At 51.6% G+C, this 18,322-nt stretch carries 15 protein-coding genes; 9 read left to right on the top strand and 6 right to left on the bottom strand.

Going from position 1 to position 18,322, the window contains the following annotated elements; translation table 11 throughout:
- The first annotated feature begins 287 nt into the window (after nucleotides 1-287).
- From BLU97_RS00835 to pdxT, 5 genes are all read left to right on the top strand, one after another.
- Nucleotides 288-1,286 (top strand): LacI family DNA-binding transcriptional regulator, encoded by a 999-nt coding sequence (locus tag BLU97_RS00835; RefSeq protein ID WP_074759826.1) that lies wholly within the window; start codon nucleotides 288-290, stop codon nucleotides 1,284-1,286.
- Nucleotides 1,287-1,408: 122 nt separating this feature from the next.
- The gene (locus BLU97_RS00830; protein WP_074759825.1) at nucleotides 1,409-4,312 is read left to right on the top strand and encodes a TonB-dependent receptor; all 2,904 of its coding nucleotides are present in this window, start codon (nucleotides 1,409-1,411) and stop codon (nucleotides 4,310-4,312) included.
- A 100-nt stretch (nucleotides 4,313-4,412) separates the two neighbouring features.
- Entirely contained in the window at nucleotides 4,413-5,303 is an 891-nt protein-coding gene (locus tag BLU97_RS00825; protein WP_074759824.1) for a bifunctional hydroxymethylpyrimidine kinase/phosphomethylpyrimidine kinase, read from the top strand.
- 7 nt (nucleotides 5,304-5,310) lie between these two features.
- Nucleotides 5,311-6,186, top strand: coding sequence for a pyridoxal 5'-phosphate synthase lyase subunit PdxS (gene pdxS, locus BLU97_RS00820; protein ID WP_074759823.1), 876 nt, complete (start codon nucleotides 5,311-5,313; stop codon nucleotides 6,184-6,186).
- Nucleotides 6,186-6,731, top strand: coding sequence for a pyridoxal 5'-phosphate synthase glutaminase subunit PdxT (pdxT, locus tag BLU97_RS00815; RefSeq protein WP_028906849.1), 546 nt, complete (start codon nucleotides 6,186-6,188; stop codon nucleotides 6,729-6,731). Before pdxS ends, pdxT begins: the two co-directional genes overlap by 1 nt.
- Here the strand turns inward: pdxT and galA are convergent.
- The 3 genes from galA to BLU97_RS15715 all read right to left on the bottom strand — a co-directional run bounded on the left by galA (nucleotide 6,715) and on the right by BLU97_RS15715 (nucleotide 10,919).
- The gene (galA, locus tag BLU97_RS00810) at nucleotides 6,715-9,150 is read right to left on the bottom strand and encodes a beta-galactosidase GalA (protein WP_074759822.1); all 2,436 of its coding nucleotides are present in this window, start codon (nucleotides 9,148-9,150) and stop codon (nucleotides 6,715-6,717) included. The two genes, pdxT and galA, sit on opposite strands and share 17 nt — an antisense overlap.
- A gap of 122 nt (nucleotides 9,151-9,272) precedes the next feature.
- The gene (locus BLU97_RS00805) at nucleotides 9,273-10,403 is read right to left on the bottom strand and encodes a DUF4421 family protein (protein ID WP_074759821.1); all 1,131 of its coding nucleotides are present in this window, start codon (nucleotides 10,401-10,403) and stop codon (nucleotides 9,273-9,275) included.
- Nucleotides 10,404-10,577: 174 nt separating this feature from the next.
- Nucleotides 10,578-10,919 carry a hypothetical protein gene (locus tag BLU97_RS15715; RefSeq protein WP_139208677.1) on the bottom strand — a complete coding sequence of 114 codons (342 nt, stop codon included), beginning with the start codon at nucleotides 10,917-10,919 and terminating at the stop codon, nucleotides 10,578-10,580.
- Between the two features lie 49 nt (nucleotides 10,920-10,968).
- Here BLU97_RS15715 and BLU97_RS16305 point away from each other — a divergent pair, with 49 nt between their 5' ends.
- Both BLU97_RS16305 and BLU97_RS00800 read left to right on the top strand, forming a co-directional pair.
- A complete protein-coding gene (locus BLU97_RS16305) occupies nucleotides 10,969-11,094 on the top strand; it encodes a hypothetical protein (RefSeq protein ID WP_262503151.1) in 126 nt (41 codons plus the stop codon).
- A 181-nt stretch (nucleotides 11,095-11,275) separates the two neighbouring features.
- On the top strand, nucleotides 11,276-11,692 hold the full coding sequence (locus BLU97_RS00800; RefSeq protein ID WP_074759820.1) for a hypothetical protein: 417 nt from the start codon (nucleotides 11,276-11,278) through the stop codon (nucleotides 11,690-11,692).
- 243 nt (nucleotides 11,693-11,935) lie between these two features.
- Here the strand turns inward: BLU97_RS00800 and BLU97_RS00795 are convergent, their stop codons facing one another.
- The 3 genes from BLU97_RS00795 to BLU97_RS00785 are packed head-to-tail and all read right to left on the bottom strand — an operon-like array spanning nucleotide 11,936 to nucleotide 15,793.
- The gene (locus BLU97_RS00795) at nucleotides 11,936-13,555 is read right to left on the bottom strand and encodes an alpha-L-fucosidase (RefSeq protein WP_074759819.1); all 1,620 of its coding nucleotides are present in this window, start codon (nucleotides 13,553-13,555) and stop codon (nucleotides 11,936-11,938) included.
- Between the two features lie 29 nt (nucleotides 13,556-13,584).
- On the bottom strand, nucleotides 13,585-15,405 hold the full coding sequence (locus tag BLU97_RS00790; protein ID WP_074760365.1) for an L-fucose isomerase: 1,821 nt from the start codon (nucleotides 15,403-15,405) through the stop codon (nucleotides 13,585-13,587).
- Nucleotides 15,398-15,793 (bottom strand): L-rhamnose mutarotase, encoded by a 396-nt coding sequence (locus BLU97_RS00785; protein ID WP_074759818.1) that lies wholly within the window; start codon nucleotides 15,791-15,793, stop codon nucleotides 15,398-15,400. Before BLU97_RS00785 ends, BLU97_RS00790 begins: the two co-directional genes overlap by 8 nt.
- A gap of 247 nt (nucleotides 15,794-16,040) precedes the next feature.
- Between BLU97_RS00785 and BLU97_RS00780 the strand changes: the two genes are divergently transcribed.
- Together BLU97_RS00780 and hemN are read left to right on the top strand one after the other, a co-directional pair.
- Entirely contained in the window at nucleotides 16,041-16,904 is an 864-nt protein-coding gene (locus tag BLU97_RS00780; protein ID WP_074759817.1) for an AraC family transcriptional regulator, read from the top strand.
- Nucleotides 16,905-16,957: 53 nt separating this feature from the next.
- On the top strand, nucleotides 16,958-18,322 hold the full coding sequence (hemN, locus tag BLU97_RS00775) for an oxygen-independent coproporphyrinogen III oxidase (protein WP_074759816.1): 1,365 nt from the start codon (nucleotides 16,958-16,960) through the stop codon (nucleotides 18,320-18,322).

Raw genomic sequence — 18,322 nt, 5'->3', positions numbered from 1 at the left:
CTTTTTGCGTATATGCGCTTGCATTTTTAGCAAAAAATGCTCATATTTGCAATACCAAAACAACACAAATATTCATATAATAGGCCATTTGATGGTATCACAATAGGGTTGTCTTGTTGCACATATCATTAAATTTAATTAGTTAGATAAGGTCACCGGCTTGCGAAAGTCGGTGGCCCATCTAACTGGGGAGAGCAACGCGTTGCGCAATTTTTTTAAAGTGTTGCGTATGATGTTTACGCAAAAATTTGTATTTTTGTGCTGACTAACATTATACAACGACTTAGATGAAAAGAATTTCGCAGCGAGAAATCGCTAACTTATTGGGTGTCAACGTCTCTACCGTATCTCGTGCTTTGCGAGGTCTCGAAGGCGTTAGTCAGGAATTACGTCAGAAAATTCTTAGTCTTGCCAAGGAGCAGGGCTATCGTCCCAATCCGTTTGCTGTAAGCTTACGTTACGATACCACCCGTACCATTGGTATTGTGGTGCCCGATGTATCGTTCAACCATTATGCCCATATCGTGAAGCGTATCGAGGCCGAGGCCCGCAAAGTGGGCTATATGTGTATCATCACCGACTCTGACGACAAGTACGAGAACGAAAAGAATTGTATCGACTTGCTGGTGAATATGCATGTCGAGGGTATTATCGTTTGCCTGGCTCAGGAAACCACCGACTTTTCGCATATTCAGCATCTCCGTAAGATTCACATGCCTGTGGTGCTGTTTGATAGAGATGCTGCTATCGACATCTCGTCGGTGATTATCAACGATGCCGAGTCAGCCCGCGAAGTAACCAATCGTTTGATTGACAGTGGCGCTAAGCGTATTGCTTTCTTAGGTGGACCTAACAAGATGAAGCAGACGTCGGAGCGTAAGCATGGTTATCTCGAGGCTTTGCGCGAACGTGGAATCCCCATCCAGAAAGAGTTGGTAAAGTGTAATTTCATCAGTTTCAACTCTGGTTTGTCGGATACTAATGATCTTCTCGATTTGCCTGAGCCCCCCGATGCTATCATTGCCAGTCATGGTATGCTCACCACATCGGCCATGAAAGCCATCGAGAGTCGTAGGCTGCGTATCCCCGATGATATCTCAATCGTGGGTTATATGAGCGATTGGATCTCTGATGTGTTAACCCCTCGTGTGTCGTTTGTTGAACAGAACCAGAAAGAGATGGGCATCAAAGCCTTTAAACTATTGCACGACCAGATGGATGGCGATACCTGCGTACAGCATGTCATCGTAAAAGCCCGTCTGGAGTTGCGCGACAGTACTCGATAACAAGCGCGATACGATTTTTGCACAATTTTCAAAACTTAATACTTTTACCGAGGGTGTAGGCCTTGGCCTGTCGCTGTGTAAGCGAACCTCCCCAAACCAACATAAAATTTTTAGTTAGTAATATGTACAATTTAATTAGGTCTCTTTTAGTTTTAACTTTTTTATTTTTTACCTTTAGTGCTGCGGCGCAGCCCGACCCCGAGGACAGAAAGCTTACTATCCGCGGACAGGTGCGTGATGCCGAGCTGAAGGAACCGATGGTACAGGCTACCATCCAGTTGTTTGCCGCCTCCGACAGCACTTTTGTAGGCGGCACCGTTAGTAACGAGCGCGGTAACTTTTATCTTACAGCCCCATCCAGTGGCACCTACCGCATCAAAATATCTTCGGTAGGCTACCAGACCATCGAGCGTGAGATAACGCTGCGTCGTAACGCTAATCAGGATTTGGGCAACCTGCTCATGGAAACCGAGAGTATCATGCTGCAGGAGGCTGTTATCACCGGTCGTGCCGCACAAGTCATCGTTAAAAAGGATACCATCCTGTATAACCCCGAGGCCTACCGCACGCCCGAGGGCTCGCCTATCGAGGAGCTCATCAAGCGTATTCCCGGTGCCGAGGTGGATGAGGATGGCAACATCACCATCAACGGAAAGCAGGTGAAAAAGATTCTGCTGGATGGAAAGGAGTTTATGCTGGGCGATGTTGAGACGGCACTGAAGAATATCCCCGTGAGCATCATCCAGAACATGAAGTTCTACGATCAGCAGAGCGATGAGTCGCGTATCACCGGTATCGAGGATGGCGAGAAGGAAACCGTGCTCGACTTCTCTATCAAGAAAGGTATGAACCGCGGCTACATGACCAACCTCGACCTGGGTGGCGGTACCAAGCACCGCTATGCCTCGCGTGGTATGGGTAGCAGCTTTACCGATAAAACGCGCTTTGTGCTGTTGGGTAACTTTAATAATAAGGAGGAGAATGCCGGCTGGTGGAACCGTCGTGGCTTGAACTCGCGTAAGATGCTGGGCACCAACTTCAACTTTGATGATAACGATAAGCTCAAGATTGATGCCAGCGTGCGTTGGAACCACCGTGGTGGCGACAACCAGACCGAGAATGCCAAGGAGGATTTCTACAGCGAGGGCAGCACCTTCTCTAACACCCTTACGGCCAACTATACCCGTAGCGATAACTGGTGGGGTAACCTGCGCTTTGAGTGGAAGCCCGACAGTCTAACCAATATCCTGGTACGTGCCAACGGTAGCTATGGTACCAGCGATGGCACTACCCAGTCGATGGCTGCCACCTACGATGCCGACCCTTATCTGTATGCCACCGACCCGCTCAACCAGCTCTCGGTGCTCAAGCCCTATGCCATCAACCAGAACTTGAACGCCAACCTGACGTATGGCGAGAACAAGAATGCCTGGGCCATGCTGCAGCTGTATCGCCGCTTGAACCCTCGTGGTCGTAACATCATTCTGCGTGTTGAGAGTAGTGCTGGCGATAGCGAGAACCAGAGCGTATCCGACAACGAGGTGCTGCTGTTCCGTAAGCAGGATCAGTATGGTAACGATTCTACCTACTATACCGCCCGTTACAACACTACGCCTGCCGATAACTGGGGCTATGTGCTGCGTACATCCTACAGCGAGCCCCTGTGGAAAGGTGCCCACCTGCAACTCAGCTACGAGTTGCGCTATAACCAGAACAAGAGCGATCGTCTGACTTACGATTTCAGTCACATGCCAACGAACATCTTCGAGGGCATCATTCCTGAGTACCGTACCTGGGATCCCTGGCTGCATAGTGTGTACGATAAACTCGACGATTACCTGGAGCGCGACCTGAGCCGCTATTCCGAGTATAAGAACTATACCCACAACGTGCGCCTGAACCTGCGCCACCGTGTCGAGAAGTACGATTACAACATCGGTTTCCTGGTTCAGCCCCAGCACTCTAACTTTATCCAGAACTACCGTGGTGTGTATGTAGATACTGTGCGTAATGTCACCAACCTTACGCCAACCTTCGATTTCCACTATAAGTTCAGCGACCAGAGTAACCTGTGGCTGCACTACCGTGGCGATACCCGTCAGCCTGAGATGACTCAGCTGCTCGATATCACCGACGACTCTAATCCGCTTTACGTCACCATGGGTAACCCTGGTCTGAAGCCTCAGTTTACCAGCTCGCTCAATGGTTATTACAACAACTATATTGTGCGTTACAAGCGTAGTATCGTGGTTTATGCCAACTACCGCCATATCCGCAACTCCATCTCAAACCTGGTGCGTTACAACCCCGAAACAGGTGGTAGCATCACCCGTCCCGAGAATATCAACGGCAACTGGAACGTTAATGCCGGCTTTACCTTTAATACGGCGCTCGATAGCACTGCCCATTGGAATGTAGGTACCGATACCCGTGTGCGCTATAACAATCTGGTGAGCTATGTGGCACAGGATAAGGCCGATGCCGCCAAGAACACCACCCGTACCACCAACCTGAACGAGCGCATCACTATGGGCTACCGTAACGATTGGCTCGAGGTGTCGCTCGATGGCCAGCTCAACTACCAGCACACCCGCAACGAGCTGCAGCCCACAGCCAATCTCGATACCTGGCAGTTTAACTATGGTGGACAGTTCCTGGTGCGCCTGCCGCTCGACTTCGAGTTGAGCATGAACCTGCACGAGCGCAGTCGTCGTGGCTATAACGATGCCTCGATGAATACCAACGAGCTGATATGGAATGGTCAGGTATCCAAGCCGTTCCTCAAGAATAAGTCGCTCATCGTGGCCCTTAACTTCTACGATCTGTTGGGGCAGCAGAGCAACTACGAGCGTTGGGTAAACGCCACTGGCCGTAGCGATACCCGCTTCAACAGCGTTAACTCTTACGCCATGCTGCATGTACGTTACCGCCTGAATATGTTCGGTGGCAAGATCGACACCGAGGGTCGTTACGACAAGAAGTGGGGCGGCCGCGACAACCGTGGTCGTGGTGGCTGGCGCCGATAAACACTAAAAAGAACTGCAATTTTTTTCCAAATTGCAGTTTTTTTTATCAATGTGCGAATAAATTTTGGCAGTTTCAGTGTTTTTTGTTTCCTTTGCACCCATGAATACGATACTCACGATAACAGGTAGCGACGGTACAGGTGGTTCTGGTGTTCAGGCCGACATCCGACTCATCAGTGCGTTAGGCGGTGCTGCAGCATCGGCTATCACGTCGATTACCGTGCAGAACACCCTGGGTATCCAGGAGTTCCACGATCTGCCTGCCTCTGTGGTTCGTCAACAGGTCGAGGCCATCATCAACGACCTCCAGCCGCAAGTCATCAAGATTGGTCTGGTGCGCCGTATCGATGTGGTCGAGATGCTGGCCGATGTGCTCAAGCGCTATCAGCCCAAGCATATTATCTACGCCCCCGTGCTCACATCTACCAAAGGCGAACAACTGGTTCTGCCGCGTGTTTACGAGGCCATCCAGCGCTTGCTCATACCATTGTGTACGGTGGTTCTGGCGCCATCCGATCTGCCTGGCGGTCCCCGTCGCCATGGTCTTGCCAACCAGTTAGGTTCGGCTTTGGCCTACTATCTCAGTCTCGACGAGAAGGTGAGCGATGCCCTGCTGCATGCGCAAACCTATCTTAAGCAGCTGCCAGCTGTTTATGCCGATGGAAATACGCGTAGCGAGGAGCTTTACAATCAGTTCCTGGATGCCGTTGAGCATTACTACAACCGCTATGCCGATGTGGCTTTCTATGCCGAACAGCTTAATGTCAGTGCGCGCTATCTGGCTCAGGTCACCCGTCAGATTGCTGGTCGTTCGCCCAAGGCCATCATCGACGAGCGTATCACTGCCGAGATTGCCAAACTGATTACCACAACCAACAAGCCACTCAAGGACGTAGCCCTGTGTCTGGGCTTCTCGTCGCAGGCCCACCTGTCGCGTTTCTTCAAAAAGCGCAAAGGTGTTTCGCCCACCGAATTTCAACATAAACAATAATAAAACAATGACAAACGAAAGACAAGCGTTAAACCGCCAGTTAGCTCAGATGCTGAAGGGTGGTGTTATCATGGACGTGACTACTCCCGAGCAGGCCAAGATAGCCGAAGAGGCTGGTGCCTGCGCTGTAATGGCCCTCGAGCGTATCCCTGCCGACATCCGTGCAGCAGGTGGTGTAAGCCGTATGAGCGACCCAAAGATGATTCGTGGCATCCAGGAGGCTGTAACCATTCCTGTGATGGCCAAGTGCCGTATCGGTCATATCGCCGAGGCTCAGATCCTGCAGGCTATCGAGATTGATTATATCGACGAGAGCGAGGTGCTCAGCCCTGCCGATAACATCTACCATATCGATAAAACTAAGTTTGATGTGCCCTTTGTGTGTGGTGCCAAGAACCTGGGCGAGGCCCTGCGCCGTATTGCCGAGGGTGCTACCATGATTCGTACCAAGGGCGAACCAGGTACCGGCGATGTAGTACAGGCCGTGAGCCACATGCGTCTGATGCAGAGCGAAATCCGTCGCTTGGTATCGATGAGCGAGGATGAGCTCTTCGAGGCTGCTAAGCAGTTGCAGGCCCCTTACGAGCTGGTACGCTACGTACACGATAATGGCAAGCTGCCTGTGGTTAACTTTGCTGCTGGTGGTGTGGCTACCCCTGCCGATGCTGCGCTCATGATGCAACTTGGTGCCGAGGGTGTGTTTGTAGGTAGCGGCATCTTCAAGAGTGGCAATCCCCGCAAGCGTGCTGCCGCCATCGTGCAGGCCGTAACCAACTATCAGGATGCCAAGCTGCTGGCCGAACTTTCTGAGGATCTTGGCGAGGCTATGGTAGGTATCAACGAGCAGGAGATTCAGCTCTTAATGGCCGAACGTGGTAAGTGATGAAAGTGGCTGTATTGGCCCTGCAAGGGGCATTTATAGAGCACGAGCAGGTGCTGCAACGCCTAGGCGTTGAAACTGTCGAAATCCGACAGTTAAAGGATTGGCAGCAGCCTATCGATGCGCTGATTCTGCCTGGTGGCGAAAGCACCGTGCAGATGCGCCTGCTCAAGGAGTTGGGACTGCTGGAACCCATCCGCCAGGCCATTGCCGACGGTATGCCCGTGCTGGGCACCTGTGCCGGCATGATTCTGCTCTCACAAGGTTATCTGGGCACCATGCATATCCGTGTGCGTCGTAACGCCTACGGGCGCCAGTTGGGCAGTTTCCATACCACTGGCTCTGTCGAAGGCATTGGCGACGACGTGCCCATGACCTTTATCCGTGCACCGTATATCGAAGAGGTGCTGTCGGCCGACTGCCAACCGATAGCCGAAGTAGATGGCCATATTGTTGCCGCTCGTCAGGGTAACCAGATTGCCACAGCATTCCACCCCGAACTCGACGACGATACCCGTCTGCACCAATTGCTTATTTCGTTACAATAATAACTACTCCGTTCTTTAGGCCGCTGCTCTCACACGTGAGGGTGGCGGTTGTTTTTTGTGTGGTGCTCTGCACCAGCACCTGTGCCACGCCGTTAAAGGCTGGCACGCTGAATGCCTTGCAGTTCAGCTCCTTGGGATGGTCGATACCTGCATACATCGGGTCGCCGTTGCCCACGCCTAATATGCGGGCATCACCCTCTAATCGCAGGTTCAACATTGGGCAGGCATCGGGCACCACGCGCCCTTTCTGGTCCTGTACTTCGATGGTCACCACGGCCAGGTCCTGTCCGTCGGCTGTAATCGTCTGTCGGTCGGCCTTCAGCACTGTCTTATAGGCAGGCTTGGTGGTCTCTATGGTCTGTGTCAGTGTGCGCTTGCCATTCTTGTAGCCTATGGCCACCACCTTACCTGGCTGGTAGGTGGCTTTCCACTTCAGGTGCCCGTTCTTCGGCATTGCCTGTCGGCCCAGTTTCTTTCCGTTCACTATCAGTTCCACCTCGTCGCAGTTGCTGTAGGCCCACAGCTCTATCTCCTCGCCCTCGTGGCCCTGCAGGTTCCAGTGTGGCAGCAGATGCAGCGTAGGCTCATCAGTCCACCATGCCTTCAGGTAGTAAGCTTCGTCTTTCCAGAATCCGCAGTAGTCCAGGATACCGAATTCCGAGTCGTGTGCAGGATAGGATAGGGGATTGGGCTCGCCGCGATAGTCAAAGCCCGTCCAGTAGAACAGTCCTGCAGCCCATGGGCGCTCGTCGTAGAACTTCCAGCCGCGCTCGATGATGTTCTCATAGTTTTGTTCCATGGTACGGTTCAGACTCACCATGCGGCCCTTGCAGTCGGGGTTGTTAAAGTAGATGCCGCGTGTGCCGCAGCCCGTTGTCTCTTCGGTGCCCACAATCTTCCAGTTGGGGTTGGCCTTCTTACGGTTATCCACATCGTTCTGGATGATGTAGTTAAAGCCCTTTACATCCAGTCCCTTTATCAGCTCGGTACCGCCAGCATTAGCCACCGTACTGGGGCGTGTAGGGTCGTACAGTCTGGTGTATTCGCGCATGGCTTCGGCCAGTCGTGTGCCCTGTATGTTGTTTTCCAAGCCCCATTCCTCGTTGCCGTCGCTCCACAGGATAATGCTGGGGTGATTACGGTCGCGCTTAATCATCCGCTCCAGCAGTCGCAGATGCTCGTCGTTGATGCCCATCAGTCGGTTCTCGTCGATGACTAAGATGCCCTCGCGGTCGCAGATGTCCAGCAGTGCTGGCGTCATGGGGTTATGCGATGCACGGTAGGCATTGCAGCCAAAGGCCTTCAGCTGCTTGATGCGCCATGCCTGCAAGGCATCGGGAATGGCAGCGCCTACACCCGCATGGTCCTGATGCAGGTTCACGCCCTTCAGCTTCAGGGGCTGGCCGTTCAGCAAAAAACCACGGTCGGCTGTAAACTGTATATCACGCAAACCTGTCGTTGTTTCGTACACATCCGTTACTTTACCATCTACCTTTACCGTCGTCTCCACCTTGTACAGATAGGGGGCGGTGGTGCTCCACAGGTGCGGATTAGAAATCTTTATCCGATGATCGGTTGTTCGCGTTTCTTTGGCGAGTATAGGGTACGTGAATCCGCTGACGTGTGCCACCTCTCTGCCTTCGGCATCCAGCATTCGCTGCTCAACCTCATATAGCTGGGTTTTCAAGCTGCTGTTGGTCACCTCTGTCTTTACATGTACCACAGTCTCGTTGTAAGGCTGCTGCAGTTCGGCGTACACAAACGTACCGAAAGGTGCCACGCTGACCTGTGCCGCTTTCTCCAACCACACGTCGCGATAGATGCCGGCGCCCTCGTAGAACCAGCCCTCCTCCAGGGTGGCATCGGCGCGCACGCATATCAGGTTGTCGTCGCCGTATTTGATATAGGGTGTGATGTCGTAGGTCTGTGTGGCATATCCGCTGGGTTCGGTGCCCATATAGAAGCCGTTGAACCATACACGGGCATTGCGGAAGATGCCGTCGAAGCGCAGCATCAGTCGCTTGCCCAGATCCTCGTTGGGTATGTGGATGGTTTTGCGATACCATCCCACGCTGGTTTCAGGGTATTTGTAGCCCACCGTCTTATAGCCGTGCGAGTGACTGGCTTCGGCCGCATAGGGCAGTGTGGTCACCCAGTCGTGCGGCAACTGCACCTCGTGCCAACGGTTGTCCTCCACAAATTTCTGCGCGTACGGTCCCTCGTTGTGTATCGAGTTGGCCTTTGTCAGATAGTTAAAATACTCCGTGCCGCAACCGAAGTCCTTTTGAGGGTCGGCAGCGTTTCCCAGTGCAAATCGCCATCCCTTGTCAAGTCGGATGGTCTCGCGTACGCTCTGTGCATTCAAGTTGGCAGTTAGCAGGCAGCCTATCGCTGCTACAATCATCGTTTTAAGTTTCATTGTTTGCTGTTTATAGTTATTTTTTTGCAAAGATAGTGCAAATCGCGCGAAATACAAAATTATTTTTCGCAAAGTCGTTCTATAATACTAACAATCAGCAAAATAGTACAAACGATCATCGGTTATAATCTTATGCCGATGGCGGTGTTGATAAACCAGTCGTTCAGATAGCCATGCGTGCTTTGGTGGCGATAGCGTATGTTGTTAAACTGTCCGTAGGCACTGATAAAGTAGCGTCCGAAGTTGTAGGTGACCGACATGCGCGTGTCGAATCCCAGACTGATACCGCTGTTGATGGTTTTGTCGCCCATGGGTGTGATGTGCACATGGCTATAGAACCACTCGTCCCATTCCTCGTTGCTGATGTCGTCGCCCCAGAATCTTTCGTCGGTCATCAGTTCGGGCACGTTGGTGGCGTAGGCAAACACCTTCAGTTTGTTCACGAAGGTCACCATGGGCATCAGCATCACGTTAACCAGCAGTCCGCGTGCTGGCACCCAGTTATAGGCATATCCCACGCCAGCGCTGCCCTGCCACAGTTTCACCTTGCCCAGTCCGTGCATCAGATACACCAGGTCGCCATTCAAGTCGGTGGCATAGTCGATATGCGTATAGTTGTACATCAGTCCGGCCATGAGCGATCCAGCCGACCGTTTCTGTATCACCGACTGGTCGTAGGCCGCCGCATACGAGAATTTCTTGCCGTTGAACATATAGTAGCCATCGGCAATCACGGTTCGCACGTGTATGGGGTCTATCAGTTGCACGTCGTCCCAGGTTTCCTGTTCTTCCTCGCTCAGCAGTTCGCTGTTCAGGTTGATGCTGGGGTTACTGTTGTCGAACGAGTGTATGCGCACGTTGACGCCGTAGGCGCCTCCTGTGGCACCAAACACCAGGTTGCTACCTTTATCGCCGCCCACGTTCACGGTGTAGCCGATGCCATAGCCTCGGTAGCCCGCCCAGAAACCTACGTACTGTGAGGGCTGCGTTTTAAGATAGGGTCGGGCACTGTAGTCCACGCCTAATATGTTTCCATCGGCATTCATGCTCACAATCGTCTGGTTCACGTTGCCTTTGGCAATGAGTTGCCAAGGTTTCTTAGGTGCATCGATATAGTTTCGGTCGAGGCCTTTCACCGCCATCGTGTCGATTAGCGTGCCCACTTTCTTCACGAAAGTAGTCAGTCTGGCCTGTGCCATTGCCTGTGTGCAACAGCCGATACCTATCGCTATTAGGATGCATTTCAATGTCATTGTATATTAATAATTAGATTGTTTGCTTGCAAATATACGAATAAGTATTTAAAGTTCCAAATATTTTGGGTACTTTTGCATTCCGAAATGACGGAAGTAGCTAACACAACAACTAATTATCTAAGCCCAGGATCAATTTGTTGGGCTGCTTTCTCAATATAACTTAGATGCCTTTTATGACAGGTGAAGCGCCTGATTATTAGTTATGGCCTGTTTGTGGTGGATGACGAAAAGAAGCGTTTTACCAGCCATTGGATGCAACAACAGTTCGGCAAGGTTGCCAGTAAGATGCAGCAAAGTTGCGGCACTCCCGCGCGTACTTATTAATACGCACGCGGAAGAAATAGAAATAAAAATAGAAAAAGAAAATAAAGAAAAACAGTCTGCTTGCGTGTGTCTTGACGACTCGCAGCAGCCTGATGAGGGTGGTGTGCGCGAGCAGATGCCGGTGGCGTGGCGGCGATTGACGATAATGCCGACTGGAAAGATGGCGATCCGTTTTAATATGGAATACATAACTTGTACGCGTTGCGGGCAAACGCTGCCGCGCAGCAAATTAGAACGTATGAAGACGAACACCTACCGCCGCGTGTGCAACCACTATAAGTGGTTGTATTACGTCAAGCCCAGTCGCGACCGTCGCATCCTGCACGACTTGGAGGACCGTCACCACCATCCTGACAAAAAGTAGCTTTTCGCCCTCCGAAAAGTTACTTTTCACTCATCAAAAAGTAGCTTTTCGTTCGCCAAAAAGCTACTTTTTATTTTCCCCTCCCCCTTTAATCACTTTTTCTGCCATTTTTTTGCCGGAATGAAGAATTGTGAGTATCTTTACACTATATTTAAAGAACTTAGAAATAACCTATAACAGTATGAATAGACTATTTGTGTTTCTTCTGGCGTGCGTTATCGCACAGTTCTCCTACGGCCAAAAGGAACTTTCGATTAAAGAAATGGAGAATTCAATGGCGCAGGGCAATCTTAACATACAGGTTGATCTGGCCACAGAATGTTACTTCACACTCGAGCTTACTAAAGTCATTCCGGGAAAAGTGAGCGACAAAAAGCAATGGATGTTCTGTGGTGTGGGCAACGACTTTGCTCATCTGAATTTTGGCTATTATGATGACGATGCTACCGAACAAGGATCCTTGAAATCAATAATAAAGAGAATAGCAGAAAAAGGCAAGATTGAAAAGAAACTTACTGACAAGAAGAATAAAAAGAAGAATAAAAAAGAGAATCGCCCTGATCCAGAGGTGATTCAGGCCATTAACGATAGTATCTGAGGGATGTCAGGGGATAAGTCCCTGGCATCTCTGATTTTTATCTCGTTAACATTATTTTGCACAAAAACATCGATAGATAACGAAAAGATTGCTATATTTGCCCCCAATAACCTAATGACAATGTTTTTTTTTAACGTAATAGTATCTTTCTAAATCAAAATCGTCAGATAGAATCAAAACGGTGCAACTCTCACGAGCTGCACCGTTTGCCCTTTTTAAGGGAGAATTTAGTTGTTAGCAGGTTTATTTCGTTATACGGAGTACAGGAGCGATTTTGTTGCAGGGCTTGGGCAGGTTTACTACTAGTCCCTCGGCAGTCTGGCTGGCCTTGACTTTGCCGTAGCCTAACAGATAAACGCTCGTAATAGTTTTCTTGAAATCTTTATTGCCTTTGGCCAACGACTTGATGACCAGACGACCATCCTGAGGCCATCCCATAGCGGTGGCGTAGAGGTATTTCTTGGTCTGGTTAAAGCGGATGTCGCGGTAGTCCATACCGTTGTACTGACCCTCGTTAAAGCCCTGGGCATTGATGGCAATGGCCTTCTCGGCTACAGGACCCTCGCCGAACTTAACCCAAGGACGGGTGCCAAAGATACTCTCGCCGTTAGGTGTCATCCAGGCTTCGAGCTCGTCGAGGAACTGCGAGGCCTTCTCGTCGTAGGTTCCATCGGCACGCAGGGGGATATTGAGCAGCAGGTTACCATTCTTTGATACGATATCTACCAGCTGTTTTACCATGTTCTCGGATGTGCGGTAGCCGTGCTTGTAGGTGCTGGTGTTATAGTGCCAGTCGCCAATGCAGTTGCAGGTTTGCCAGGGCTCGGCGATAATCTGGTTTGGGGCGCCACGCTCCACATCCCAGGTAAGGGCGCGTTTCTGCTCCTCGCTCAGTATCTTGCCAAACACCACGCTACGTGGATTCTTGTTATACATGTGGGTGGCAATCTTCAGTCCACAGTCGCTGACGGGGTAGAAGGGCAGCACCGTTACATCGAAGTAGATGAGGTCGGGATTATAGCGGTTGATGGCATCGAGGGTGCGATTGTAGAAGTTGGTTACGAACTCCTCGGATGGTGTGGCTGCGCCGTTCTCCCAGCCCCACTGGGCATGTATCTGACCGTTGTTCCACGAGCGGTCGCTCATGGGGTGGTTCTGGGCGTAGAGCTTCTGGGGGTCGAGACCTTCCCACCACTTGCCTTTGCCATCGGCCTTAGTAAGCTTGCCATCGTAATATACGCCGGCTTTCGGGCCGTTCTGATCGTAACGCTGTGCGGTTTCGTACCAGGTCCAGGCATGGTCGGCATGGAACGAGATTCCCAGTGGCAGTCCGGCTTTCTTGGCAGCACGGGCCCAGCCTTCGAGGATATCCTTATGCGGACCGATGTTCTTGGAGTTCCACTCCTGATACTGCGAATCCCACAGGTCGAAGTTGTCGTGGTGATTGCCAAGTACAAAGAAGTACTGAGCACCACAACGCTTGTAGCGCTGCACGAGCGCCTCGGGATCCCACTTCTCGGCCTTGAACAAGGGAAGGATGTCCTTGAAACCGAACTCGGAAGGATGACCGTAGTGCTTTACATGATGCTTGTACTGGCTACTACCCTCGATATACATGCCACGAGCCATCCAGTCGCCAGAACCTTCGACACACTGAGGTCCCCAGTGGGCCCAGATGCCGAACTTGGCATTGCGGAACCATTCGGGTGTCTGGTGCGTCTCTAACGACTGCCAGGTGGGTTCGTACTTGCCCTGCTGCATCTTCTCATGCTGCTCTGAAACGGGCACCTTGTAATCTTGTGCAAAGGCAGTCAGCGAGGCGCCGACAGCCATGAACGTAAATAGTAGTTCTCTTGTTGTCATTAATTGTTAGTAAACGTAAGTATGAATTGTTATTTGTATATCGGACCAAAATTCTTGCAGGCACGGTAGTCGGCGCCCTCCTTGTCCATGCCAAAGGCATTCCAGGCAGCAGGACGGAAGATGTCCTTGTCGGCTATGTTGTGCATGCATACGGGTATGCGCAGGATAGAGCAGAGTGTGAGCAGGTCGGCACCGATATGGCCGTAGGCGATGGCACCGTGGTTGGCGCCCCAGCAGTTCATCACGCTGTACACATCCTTAAAGCAATCCTTGGTAGCGTCCAATCGTGGCACAAACCAGGTGGTAGGCCAGGTGGGATCGGTACGCTTGTCGAGTATGTTGTGAGTTTCGGCATCCAGTTCTACAGTCCAGCCTTCGGCCAGCTGCAGCACAGGACCTAAGCCTTGTACCATGTTGATACGCATCATGGTCATGGGCATGCCGCCCTTGGTAACGAAGTGCGAGCTGTAGCCGCCACCACGGAAGTAGTCGCGATCGGCTGGCATCCAGCTGGTAGCCTTCAGGCAGGCCTCTACGTCGGCATCGGTCATATTCCAGAACTCCTTCATAGTGGGCTTTCCATCGGCATCGGTCATGGCACCTGTGGCATCGAGTGTGGTGGCACCGCTGTTGATAAGGTGGATGAATCCACCAGCAGCCTGTCCCTCAGGGCGATGGCCTGCCACACGCTCTACAGCCTCGGGGCTCCAGTAGGTGCGGATGTCGGAGAACATCACACCACGATTGGTGAGCAGGTGACCGAACAACATCGACATGCCGTTGAGGAAATCGTTCTCGGTGGCCAGCACATCGGCTTCGCGACGGCCGTTCCAGTCGAACGAGGTACAGAGCATCGACTCAGGGAAGTCGAAGTTGGGTTTGTAATCGGTCCACTGGCGCTGACCCTGTACACCGCCAAAGATGGCGTTGTGGCCCAGTGCCTCTTCCTTATAGCCCATCTCCAGCAGGCGTGGGTTGCCGTGCATCAGGTCGCGGATAATCATCATGGTCTTAACGGTGAACTCCCAATCGGCATCCTTCTCCTGACGGTTCTTGCCCTTGCCTTTACCATTGAAGGTGGTCATAGGTGTGCCGGGGAACAGCGGGCGATCCTCGTTATAATCGTGACCCTCCTGGGGCTTGCAGTATTTCTCTACCCACTGCATGGCCTTGTTGAACTCGTCGGGATCGAAGATGCCGAAATCAACACGGCGCAGAATTTCTACTAATGATACGTACTCGGTGCGCATGCCCAAGTACTGCTGCAGGAAATCGGCGTTAACGATACTGCCGGCAATACCCATGCAGGTATTTCCTAACGAGAGGTAGCTCTTGCCCTTCATGGTGGCTACGGCCTGTGCGGCACGTGCAAAGCGCAGCAACTTCTCGGCTACATCGGCGGGGATGGTGTTATCATCCAGGTCCTGCACATCGTGGCCATAGATGCCAAAGGCAGGCAGCCCCTTCTGGGCGTGGGCGGCCAGCACGGCAGCCAGATACACAGCGCCTGGACGCTCGGTGCCGTTAAAGCCCCAGACAGCCTTAGGGTAGTGGGGATTCATGTCCATGGTTTCGGAACCGTAGCACCAGCACGATGTAACGGTGATGGTGGCACCAACACCCTCACGTTCGAACTTCTGGGCGCAGGCAGCACTCTCGGCCACACGACCGATGGTCGTGTCGGCAATCACGCACTCAACAGGCGAGCCGTCGCCATTACGCAAGTTTGAACTGATGAGCTGGGCTACAGCCTTTGCTAAAGCCATTGTTTTTTGTTCGAGGCTTTCGCGAACGCCCCCTTGACGACCGTCGATGGTGGGGCGAATACCAATTTTAGGATAGTTATTCATGATCATAAAGATAAAACATGCGGTCCATCATGCGCCACTTCTCGTCGGAAGTACTGCCTGGCTTGCAGGCCTGGAACATGGCTACGTAATCTTCCCATTCGGCTTGGCGGGGCAGGGTGGCCAGGCGGGCCATGGCGCTGTCCCAATCAAAATCCAGTGGGGTTTCTACAATCATAAACAGGCGGTTATCCAGGATGTAGAGCTCCATCTCGAGGATGCCCACCTCACGGATACCTGCTAAGATTTCGGGCCAGGCATGCAGGCGGTCGTGCGCCTCCTTGTACTTGGCTATCAGCTCTGGATCGTTTTTAAGATCCATCGTTTGACAATACCTTTTTACGGGCATGCTGTAAGTCTTGCATTTGTAACCTAAAATTTTCTCGTCCATTATCGTAGTTTTCTTTTTTGTCGGCGCAAAGTTAAGGAATAATTTTAAATACACCAATCAACAAACGTGTTTTTTTAGAGGAAATCGACGGCAGAATGGTAAAAAGTTAATTTTGTTTCAGATTTATAGCACTTTATCGATATTTTATAGCTCGTTTTCGAATCGGCACTGAAAAAAACTTGAAATTTGTTGTATAATTAAAATAAATGTTGTTACTTTGTAAACGAAACGCTATAACCATTTAGTTATGAACTATCCTATAGACAAACTTCACTTACTGACCCTGAACGTAGGACTGGCCGACCATATGGCCGACTGGAACTGGAAAAATGTGCGCAGTCCGTTTGCGCGCCTGTATTACGTTACCGATGGTACGGCGCAGGTTGAGATGCCGTCGGGTGTTTATACGCTGATACCTAACCATCTGTATTTTATACCAGCCTATACCATGCATAGCTATATCTGCGATGCACCGTTCTCACATTATTATATACATATCTACGAGGATATGCACAGCGATATGAGCATACTGGACCAATGGGACTATCCCGTGGAGGTGAAAGCGGCACCAGGCGATCTGGAACTGGTAAGGCGCCTGTGCTTTATCAACCCATTCTTGAAACTGCAGCAGTCGGACCCCGAAGCGTACGATAACCACCAGACGCTGATTAGTAACCTGGAACTGAATCAGCGCCGTCCGTTATGCGATAAGGTGGAGAGTCGTGGTATCCTGTACATCCTGATGTCGCGATTCCTGAAGTATGCCAAGCCCAAGGCCGATGTGAGGGACGACCGCATACAGCTGACGCTGGCCTATATACGCAAGCACATCGGCGACAGGCTCGACATAGAGCAGCTGGCCGAAAAGGCCTGTATGTCGAAGGATCATTTCATACGTGTGTTTAAGCACGAAACGGGCGAAACACCCAATGCCTTTATTACCAAGCGCAAGCTGGAGAAGGCCGAGCTGACACTGGTAACCACCAACATGGCCGTGAACCGTATAGCCGATGCGTTAGGCTACGACGACTACTCGTACTTTAACCGCATCTTCAAGAAAAACTCGGGCATGACGCCACAGCAATACCGTAAAAGTCATTTTAAACTGTAAATCCATATAAATAGGGATTGTGTGAGCCAGCGGAATGTAGTACCTTTGCACCCATGCAAACAGACATCATAGAGAAGTATAACCGTCCGGTGCCGAGATACACCAGCTATCCACCGGCTAATTACTTTAGTAACTTTACCGAGGCCGATTATCTGACGATGGTTGATCAGAGTAACGAGGCCCGACAAAATCAGATATCATTCTACCTGCATATCCCCTTCTGCAGGCACTTGTGCCATTACTGCGGCTGCAACTCGTATCCTCAGGCTAAGCCCGAGGTGGTAAAGGCGTATGTAGAGGCTCTGCACAAGGAGATCGACCTGGTGGCTAAGCACATTAGCGACGGTCGACAGATTTCGCAGATACACTATGGCGGCGGCAGTCCTACGGCATTGCCCATTGCCATGATTAAGGAACTGAACGAGCACCTGCTATCGATAGCGCCTACCATTGAGCGCCCCGAGATTGCCATCGAGTGCCATCCCGGTTATCTGGATGCCAACGACTGGCAGCAGCTTGCTGCATGCGGTTTTACACGCTATAGTCTGGGTGTGCAGGACTTGCGTCCCGAGGTGCTGAAGGTGGTGAACCGACGTGAGTCGATGATGCCTGTGGGTGAGATTCTTGAGATGCTGCACGAGAGTGGGGCAACGGTGAATCTCGACTTCCTGTATGGATTGCCTCTGCAAACCATCGAGTCGTTCCGTAACACCATCGAGCAGGCGGCTGCATGGCGACCCGATCGACTGGTTACTTTCTCGTATGCACATCTGCCAAAGCTGTTCCCACGACAGCAGATACTGGATAAGGTGGGACTGCCTGCCAACCAGGAGAAGAACGGCATGTACGAAGCGGCTGCCGAGGTGCTGACAGCGGCCGGCTATCAGCCCATAGGTCTGGACCATTTTGTGCTGCCCGATGACGAACTGGCTGTGGCACTTGGCAAGGGACAGCTGCACCGTAACTTCCAGGGCTACTGCACACGTCGTACAACGGCGCAGGTGTATGCCTTTGGTGTAACGGGTATCAGTCAGCTGGACGACTGCTATGCCCAGAACGGTCGCGACATCAACACGTATATCGAAACGCTGAACAGTGGTCAGCTCTACATTTCACGCGGCTATCATCTTACCCCACAGGAAAAGCTGGTGCGCCAGGTGGTTGAGACGCTGATGTGTAACTACACCCTGAACTGGAACGATGTAGCTGCACACCTGGGTGTGAGTGCCGCTGAGGTGCGCGAGGCCTGTGACTACAACGAGACGACGTTCAGCGAGATGCAGGCCGACGGACTGTTGCGCTTTGACAACGACCATATTGAGGTGAACACCTGTGGACGCCCGTTTGTGCGCTGCGTGGCTGCTGCACTCGACCCACTGATGGCTCATAACGACAAACAATTCTCAAAACCGATATAA

It is taken from the genome of Xylanibacter ruminicola (assembly GCF_900107775.1).
Taxonomy (GTDB): domain Bacteria; phylum Bacteroidota; class Bacteroidia; order Bacteroidales; family Bacteroidaceae; genus Prevotella; species Prevotella ruminicola_C.
Note: the sequence above shows the minus strand (reverse complement) of the source record. Positions and strands in the feature narration are given on the sequence as shown.

Excerpts from the sequence above, each read along its gene's own strand:
- BLU97_RS00835 (WP_074759826.1), top strand. The coding sequence starts at position 288 with ATGAAAAGAATTTCGCAGCGAGAAATCGCTAACTTATTGGGTGTCAAC.
- BLU97_RS00830 (WP_074759825.1), top strand. The coding sequence starts at position 1,409 with ATGTACAATTTAATTAGGTCTCTTTTAGTTTTAACTTTTTTATTTTTT.
- BLU97_RS00825 (WP_074759824.1), top strand. The coding sequence starts at position 4,413 with ATGAATACGATACTCACGATAACAGGTAGCGACGGTACAGGTGGTTCT.
- pdxS (WP_074759823.1), top strand. The coding sequence starts at position 5,311 with ATGACAAACGAAAGACAAGCGTTAAACCGCCAGTTAGCTCAGATGCTG.
- pdxT (WP_028906849.1), top strand. The coding sequence starts at position 6,186 with ATGAAAGTGGCTGTATTGGCCCTGCAAGGGGCATTTATAGAGCACGAG.
- galA (WP_074759822.1), bottom strand. The coding sequence starts at position 9,150 with ATGAAACTTAAAACGATGATTGTAGCAGCGATAGGCTGCCTGCTAACT.
- BLU97_RS00805 (WP_074759821.1), bottom strand. The coding sequence starts at position 10,403 with ATGACATTGAAATGCATCCTAATAGCGATAGGTATCGGCTGTTGCACA.
- BLU97_RS15715 (WP_139208677.1), bottom strand. The coding sequence starts at position 10,919 with ATGTATTCCATATTAAAACGGATCGCCATCTTTCCAGTCGGCATTATC.
- BLU97_RS16305 (WP_262503151.1), top strand. The coding sequence starts at position 10,969 with ATGAAGACGAACACCTACCGCCGCGTGTGCAACCACTATAAGTGGTTG.
- BLU97_RS00800 (WP_074759820.1), top strand. The coding sequence starts at position 11,276 with ATGAATAGACTATTTGTGTTTCTTCTGGCGTGCGTTATCGCACAGTTC.
- BLU97_RS00795 (WP_074759819.1), bottom strand. The coding sequence starts at position 13,555 with ATGACAACAAGAGAACTACTATTTACGTTCATGGCTGTCGGCGCCTCG.
- BLU97_RS00790 (WP_074760365.1), bottom strand. The coding sequence starts at position 15,405 with ATGAATAACTATCCTAAAATTGGTATTCGCCCCACCATCGACGGTCGT.
- BLU97_RS00785 (WP_074759818.1), bottom strand. The coding sequence starts at position 15,793 with ATGGACGAGAAAATTTTAGGTTACAAATGCAAGACTTACAGCATGCCC.
- BLU97_RS00780 (WP_074759817.1), top strand. The coding sequence starts at position 16,041 with ATGAACTATCCTATAGACAAACTTCACTTACTGACCCTGAACGTAGGA.
- hemN (WP_074759816.1), top strand. The coding sequence starts at position 16,958 with ATGCAAACAGACATCATAGAGAAGTATAACCGTCCGGTGCCGAGATAC.